This window comes from Marivita sp., assembly GCF_017643905.1.
Classification (GTDB): Bacteria; Pseudomonadota; Alphaproteobacteria; order Rhodobacterales; family Rhodobacteraceae; genus Marivita.
Genome location: NZ_JAEPMO010000010.1, coordinates 42263 through 48262, shown reverse-complemented (window position 1 = coordinate 48262; position 6000 = coordinate 42263). Strand labels below are relative to the sequence as shown.

Genomic DNA, 6000 nt, shown 5'->3' with positions numbered 1-6000 from the left:
ATCGCGCCTTTGACCTTTTCCTCTTCAAGATGCAGCGGGTCCTGAATGTCGTGGCTGCCATCCGGTCCACCGGAATGATCGTCATGGGGGCGCAGCACATGCACGATCTTTTCCGCCCCTTCGAAACAGAGGTAACTTCCGCCCAGGATCAGCAAGGGCGGGATCATCCACGGTGCGAAGGTCGACAGCAGCAATGCTGCGGGCAGAAGGAACACCAGCTTGTTGATCAGTGATCCCCGCGCGATGCGCCAGATGATCGGCAATTCGCGGGCGGGTTCGAACCCATGCAGGTATTTCGGAGTGACCGCAGCGTCATCGATCAGGACGCCTGCGGTTTTCGACCCGGCTTTGGCCGCCGCCGCACCGATATCGTCGACCGAAGCCGCCGCCGCCTTGGCGATCCCTGCCACGTCGTCGAGTAGGGCCAACAATCCACTCATACCTGTACTCCTAGCCTGATTTACTCAAGACATAGCGCCCCGGTCCATGGGCTGCCAGCACAAGGCACCCTCCGGCAATGGCCCAGTTCTTGACGAAGATGCTCATTTGCCACGGATCTTCGGGGATCAGGTGGAAGACGCTTGTTACCGCGCAATAGGCTGCAAGTAGCACAGCCATGGGGCGCACCGCCCACCCGACCGCCACCATCCCTCCTGCAATTGCGTTGAACGCAAGTGCCACCCACACCAAGGCCTTGGGCAGATTGAAACCGGACAACAACTGCATCGCCGGTTCGGGGTCCACAGCCTTTTGGATCGCGCCCCCGACGAAAAGCGCCGCAATCAGGATACGTCCGATCAAAACCGCGAGATCTGCCAGCGCCATCATTATTTCCGATTCCGCAACATAGGTTCGGTGTTACCGCAAACCGTCCCAAAGCGTTAGCGCCATCATGTGCGCAAGCTCCACCTTTTGCGCTAACATGCTGTCAAATAATGCCTTTTTTACTTTGCGACTGCAGCATACCTGCGTATACGATCCCTAACGCACAGCGCAGGAGACATGCCCATGACCGTCACTCTTGGAATCAACGGTTTCGGTCGGATCGGCCGCTGCACTCTCGCGCATATCGCCGAAAGCTCGCGCAACGATGTGCAGGTGGTCAAGATCAACGCCACCGGCCCGATCGAGACCAACGCGCATCTGCTGCGCTATGACAGCGTGCACGGTCGCTTCGGGGGCGAGGTCAAGGTCAAGGGCAACACGATGGATCTGGGCCGTGGCCCGATGGAGGTCTTTTCGACCTACAATCCCGAAGAGCTCGACTGGTCGGGCTGTGACGTGGTTCTGGAATGCACCGGCAACTTCAACGATGGCGCAAAGGCGGGCATCCACATGGAGCGCGGCGCGAAGTCGGTTCTGATCTCGGCCCCTGCGAAGAACGTGCAGAAAACCATCGTCTATGGCGTGAACCACCGCTCGCTTGTGGCCGGTGACACGATGATCTCGAACGGCTCCTGCACCACAAACTGTCTCGCGCCGTTGGCCAAGGTTCTGGACGAGGCGATCGGCATCGAAAGCGGGATCATGACCACGATCCATTCCTATACGGGTGACCAGCCGACGCTGGACCGCCGTCATGCCGACCTCTACCGCGCCCGCGCTGCCGCAATGGCGATGATCCCGACCTCCACCGGGGCCGCAAAGGCGCTGGGGGAAGTGCTGCCGAACCTCAAGGGCAAGCTTGATGGCTCTGCCGTCCGTGTGCCGACCCCGAACGTGTCGGCTGTGGACCTGACCTTCTACGCCAGCAAGGACGTCACCGTTGCCGATGTGAACGAAGTGGTGCGCGAAGCCGCCGCCACCCATATGGGTACGGTTCTGGCCTACGATCCCGAACCCAAGGTCTCCATCGACTTCAACCACACCACGCAATCGTCGATCTTTGCGCCGGACCAGACCAAGGTCGTGGGCAATCGTATGGTGCGCGTTCTGGCGTGGTACGACAACGAATGGGGCTTCTCGGCGCGTATGGCGGATGTGGCCGGTGCGATGGGCCGTCTGCTTCACTGACCCTTCAGCGGATCTGCATGCGCGATCCGACACACGATAGACGAAAACCGATCAATTTTTCATCCGCCCCTGTCGTCTGTGCCACGACAGGGGCGGTTTGTTGTTTTCTGGGCGCTGACGCCCGTACCACCGCTCCAAATCGCGGGGCTGCATTTTCCACTCTTGCCTTGGCCTGATAGGGTCCGCGGAACCCGAACGCTCGTTTCGACTGGAGGCCGCCCCATGACGCAAATCTTTTCAGGCATCTGGGCGCTGTTGATCGGCATTGTGTTCATCATGCTGGGCAACGGCATGCATTTTACGCTGATCGGTCTGCGCGGTGACATCGAAGGATTCTCGGCCTCCGAACTGGCGATTGTCGCGTCCGGATATTTCCTTGGATTTCTGTCAGGGGCAAGGCTGACGCCGGGAATGATAAAACGGGTCGGACATGTGCGCGTCTTTGCGGCGCTTGGCAGCTTCATGTCCGCGGCGCTGATCGCGTTTCCCCTGCTCACGGACCCGATTCTGTGGACGGTGTTGCGCATATTGGTCGGGTTCTGCATGTCCGGGGTCTATGTGACAGCGGAAAGCTGGCTCAATGCATCGGCCACCAACGAAACCCGCGGCAAGGTGCTTTCGGCCTACATGATCGCCCAGACGGTTGGCATCATCGGGGCGCAAGGCCTTTTAACCCTTGGAGACGCGGCCACCACAAGCCTGTTCATCGCCGCGTCGATCCTTGTGTCGATCTCGTTCGGGCCGATCCTTTTGTCCGTCACACCCACCCCTGCGGCCGAGGTCACCCGGCCCATGCCGCTGCGCGACTTGTTTCGGGGATCGCCCTTGGGGACGGTGGGAATCTTCTTGCTGGGCACGATTTACGCCACGCAATCGGGCATGGGGGCTGTCTATGGGGCACAAGTGGGGATGAGCGCCAATGAGATATCGCTGTTCATTGCGATGCTCTTTGGCGGTGCCCTGCTGCTCCAGTTTCCAATCGGGTGGCTGTCGGACAGAATGGACCGAAGAAAGCTCATTCTCGGCTGTTCGGCCCTCGGCGCGACTTTCTGTATTTTGGGTTGGATCAATGGCCCCAGCATTGTGCTGCTGATGGGGGCGGCCTTTCTGACCGGCGGTGTCACCACACCGCTTTATGCCCTGATCCTCGCTTACACCAACGACACATTGGATGCCGAGGATATGCCCGCGGCATCGGGTGGGCTGGTGCTTACCTTTGGCATTGGCGCCATTCTCGGTCCATTGGCCGCTGGCGCCGCGATGGAGGCATTGGGGCCGCAAGCGTTCTGGATGGTGCTTGGCGTGACTTTTGTCGCGATTGCGGCCTATTCGGCATACCGCATGACCCAGCGCCCGGCATCCCCCGTGAGCGAAACGGACAGCTACCTTGGCGTGCTTCCGACCGCGTCGCCCGTGGCGGTCGAAGCGGCGGGAGCCTGGGCTGTGGAGCAAGGCGAGATCGAGCGCGGAGCTGGTGCCTGATCGGTCAATTCAGCGGAAAACAGCTCTAAACTTTTGTTGGAGATGCGCTGATCCAGACCCCAGACCAATATTCGGAGGCAGTCGGGAATGCCATGTGACGGTCATCGGCGCTGCATGTCGCAGCCCGCATGACCCTCGAAGGAGACATCCCATGACACGTATTCTCGCCCTCGCTCTTGCCCTCGCTCTGCCGGTATCGGCTTTCGCGTCCAGCGACGCAGCCCTCACCACGGAACGCGTGACCGAGATCACCAACAAGCTGACCGCCGAAGGTTACGAAGTCCGCAAGATCGACATGGAAGACGGCATGATCGAAGCCTACGTTCTTAAGAACGGTCAACGCTACGAGCTCTATCTCGATGCGGCTCTGAATGTCGTCAGCACCAAGATCGACGATTGATCCATCCTGGTCCGCGCCTCGTGCGCGGACCGCCAATCCCGGAGCGTAACATGACATCCTATAAAATCTGGGACCCGTTCGTCCGGGTCTTCCACTGGGCGCTTGTGGCAGGCTTTGCCGCCAACGCGCTTTTTACCGATGATGAAAGCAAGCTGCATGAATGGCTGGGCTACGCCCTTGTAGCGCTCATTGCCGCGCGGTTGCTGTGGGGCCTCGTTGGGTCCCGCTATGCGCGGTTCGGATCGTTCTGGCCAACCCTGTCCAAAGTCACGGCGCAGGTGTCCGACATGGCCACAGGCCGCAAACGGGTGCATCTGGGCCACACCCCGTTGGGTGCATTGATGATCTTCAACCTGCTTGGATCGGTCCTGCTGATCGGTTTGACCGGCTACATGATGACCACAAACGCATATTGGGGCGTGGACTGGGTTGAAGAAACCCACGAGGCCTTGGTAACTTGGGCCGAGATTTCCATCGTGCTGCATGTGCTTGCGGTGATCTGGGAAAGCCGCCGGACCGGGGTCAACCTGCCGCGCGCCATGATCACAGGTGTCAAGACCGTGCCGGACGGAGCCAGGGCAGAGCCGTGACCTTCCAGAATTCCACGAAACCGGTGTCGTTGCTGGTCCTGATCGTCGCGCAATCCCTTTGCGCGGCGTTCTTCCTCTGGGACGTTGTTGTTGATGGGTTCGACATGGGGATCCCCGCGTTTGTGTCGAGCCATTTCGTTATCGAGTTTCTGGCGGTTCTGGCACTGATCGCCGGAGTGATTTTCGAGACCCGCTATCTGTTCGCCTTGTTGCGGCGCAAGGCGCATCTGGAAGAGCAGCTTGGTCTCGCGGCTGGTGCCTTCCACGACATCGTCGAGGCCCGGTTCGACACGTGGTCGCTCACCCCGTCAGAACGGGATGTCGCTCTTTTCGCTCTCAAGGGCTTCGGCATCGCCGAGATCGCCGAACTGCGTGGCTCGGCTGAAGGCACGGTGAAGGCGCATCTCAACGGCATCTACCGCAAGGCGGGCGTCACTGGGCGCGGTGCTTTTGTAGGGCTCTTTATCGAAGACCTGATGTCTATTCCCCACGCGCCCAACGACGTCACGGCGTGACAGGCATGACCCGCTCTGGCATTCTCGCGCCCAAGAGCAGAGGGGCGCGACGACGATGACCAATACACTCGCCATCGGGTTGGGGCTGATGATCCTTGGCGGATTGGCGGTGGATGCCTTTCTGACCGGAGGCGACGGTTTCATGTTCCTTGCGTCCAAAATGATCGACTTTCTGGACTGGATCGCGTTCTGGCGGTGATCCGCCCCTTGCGGCCTAAACGAGATCGCGCATGGCCTTCGGACTCAGGCTGTTCTGAGTTGCTGAGAAGGGCAGCTTCATGTTGCCGTCCCCCTTTCGCACCACGATCTGATGGTAGTAATTCCAGTTGTGCATGTTCGCTTCGGTCAGCGGTTTGAAATACAATGTGCCTTCGCCGTAGGTCAGGTCGTACAGGCTTTTCCAGTTATTCATGTAGTATCGCGCGCGTTCGTAATCGAGCACGCTTGCCCCATCACCAGCCTTGATCAGGGTGTTGATATGGCGGGCGAACGGCTCGAACCGGGCGGCTTCGGACGTGATGAAGATCAGGGATACAAACGCTTTCTTGTCAGCCTCGCTGCGCTGTGGCCCTGCCACTCCCAAGGCAGCATGGATATGGGTCAGGTTGAACGGATGCGGCATCGGTTTGTTGGCATAGCTTTCCTCGGTCGCGGAAAGCTTATGTCCGTTGATGACCTTCACGTAATAGGGTGAGGATGTCTCGATCCCGATCGTGACCGATCTGGACTTCCCATTCAGTGTTCCGATCAGTATCACCTCAAGTAGCGCCGGAGCGCGTTTTGTAAAGGTTTTGCGCAACGTCTCGATCATGTCGAGGTATTGACCGCCGAGAATATCGAAACTCTGAGCCATAGCCGATCCATTAAATAATCGTGCGGCAAAGGCTGGCTGCCTGAACATCAAAAACGGGGAACCGAACCGCCGCAAGAACGTCTGTTAATAAATAATCGAATGCTACGCGCAGAGCAGCGCATCTGTCAAAAAGAGAAACCCGATATC

The 6000-nt window shown here is 59.2% G+C and carries 9 protein-coding genes; 6 read left to right on the top strand and 3 right to left on the bottom strand.

Features of this window, described 5'->3' with window-relative positions; translation table 11 throughout:
- On the bottom strand, positions 1–440 hold a 440-nt coding region (locus JJ869_RS02870; RefSeq protein ID WP_292264470.1), incomplete at its 3' end, for a DUF808 family protein.
- A 10-nt stretch (positions 441–450) separates the two neighbouring features.
- A complete protein-coding gene (locus tag JJ869_RS02865; RefSeq protein WP_366510396.1) occupies positions 451–825 on the bottom strand; it encodes a DoxX family protein in 375 nt (124 codons plus the stop codon).
- Positions 826–1008: 183 nt separating this feature from the next.
- On the opposite strand from JJ869_RS02865, the gene gap reads away from it, so the two are divergent.
- From gap to JJ869_RS02835, 6 genes are all read left to right on the top strand, one after another.
- Positions 1009–2013 (top strand): type I glyceraldehyde-3-phosphate dehydrogenase, encoded by a 1005-nt coding sequence (gene gap / locus JJ869_RS02860; RefSeq protein WP_292264468.1) that lies wholly within the window; start codon positions 1009–1011, stop codon positions 2011–2013.
- 222 nt (positions 2014–2235) lie between these two features.
- On the top strand, positions 2236–3495 hold the full coding sequence (locus JJ869_RS02855; RefSeq protein ID WP_292264467.1) for an MFS transporter: 1260 nt from the start codon (positions 2236–2238) through the stop codon (positions 3493–3495).
- Positions 3496–3646: 151 nt separating this feature from the next.
- Positions 3647–3895, top strand: a complete 249-nt coding sequence (locus JJ869_RS02850) for a PepSY domain-containing protein (protein ID WP_292264466.1) — start codon at positions 3647–3649, stop codon at positions 3893–3895.
- Between the two features lie 50 nt (positions 3896–3945).
- The gene (locus JJ869_RS02845) at positions 3946–4485 is read left to right on the top strand and encodes a cytochrome b/b6 domain-containing protein (RefSeq protein WP_292264465.1); all 540 of its coding nucleotides are present in this window, start codon (positions 3946–3948) and stop codon (positions 4483–4485) included.
- Positions 4482–5000: a LuxR C-terminal-related transcriptional regulator gene (locus JJ869_RS02840; protein ID WP_292264464.1), complete on the top strand. Its 519-nt coding sequence runs from the start codon at positions 4482–4484 to the stop codon at positions 4998–5000. The genes JJ869_RS02845 and JJ869_RS02840 overlap by 4 nt, the downstream gene beginning before the upstream one ends.
- 55 nt (positions 5001–5055) lie before the next feature.
- Entirely contained in the window at positions 5056–5199 is a 144-nt protein-coding gene (locus JJ869_RS02835; RefSeq protein WP_292264463.1) for a glyceraldehyde-3-phosphate dehydrogenase, read from the top strand.
- 15 nt (positions 5200–5214) lie between these two features.
- Here the strand turns inward: JJ869_RS02835 and JJ869_RS02830 are convergent, their stop codons facing one another.
- Positions 5215–5853 (bottom strand): ribosome-inactivating family protein, encoded by a 639-nt coding sequence (locus JJ869_RS02830; RefSeq protein WP_292264462.1) that lies wholly within the window; start codon positions 5851–5853, stop codon positions 5215–5217.
- Between the last annotated feature and the right edge of the window lie 147 nt (positions 5854–6000).

Coding starts and splice junctions, on each gene's coding strand:
- JJ869_RS02865 (WP_366510396.1), bottom strand. CDS start 825: ATGGCGCTGGCAGATCTCGCGGTTTTGATCGGACGTATCCTGATTGCG.
- JJ869_RS02845 (WP_292264465.1), top strand. CDS start 3,946: ATGACATCCTATAAAATCTGGGACCCGTTCGTCCGGGTCTTCCACTGG.
- gap (WP_292264468.1), top strand. CDS start 1,009: ATGACCGTCACTCTTGGAATCAACGGTTTCGGTCGGATCGGCCGCTGC.
- JJ869_RS02835 (WP_292264463.1), top strand. CDS start 5,056: ATGACCAATACACTCGCCATCGGGTTGGGGCTGATGATCCTTGGCGGA.
- JJ869_RS02850 (WP_292264466.1), top strand. CDS start 3,647: ATGACACGTATTCTCGCCCTCGCTCTTGCCCTCGCTCTGCCGGTATCG.
- JJ869_RS02855 (WP_292264467.1), top strand. CDS start 2,236: ATGACGCAAATCTTTTCAGGCATCTGGGCGCTGTTGATCGGCATTGTG.
- JJ869_RS02830 (WP_292264462.1), bottom strand. CDS start 5,853: ATGGCTCAGAGTTTCGATATTCTCGGCGGTCAATACCTCGACATGATC.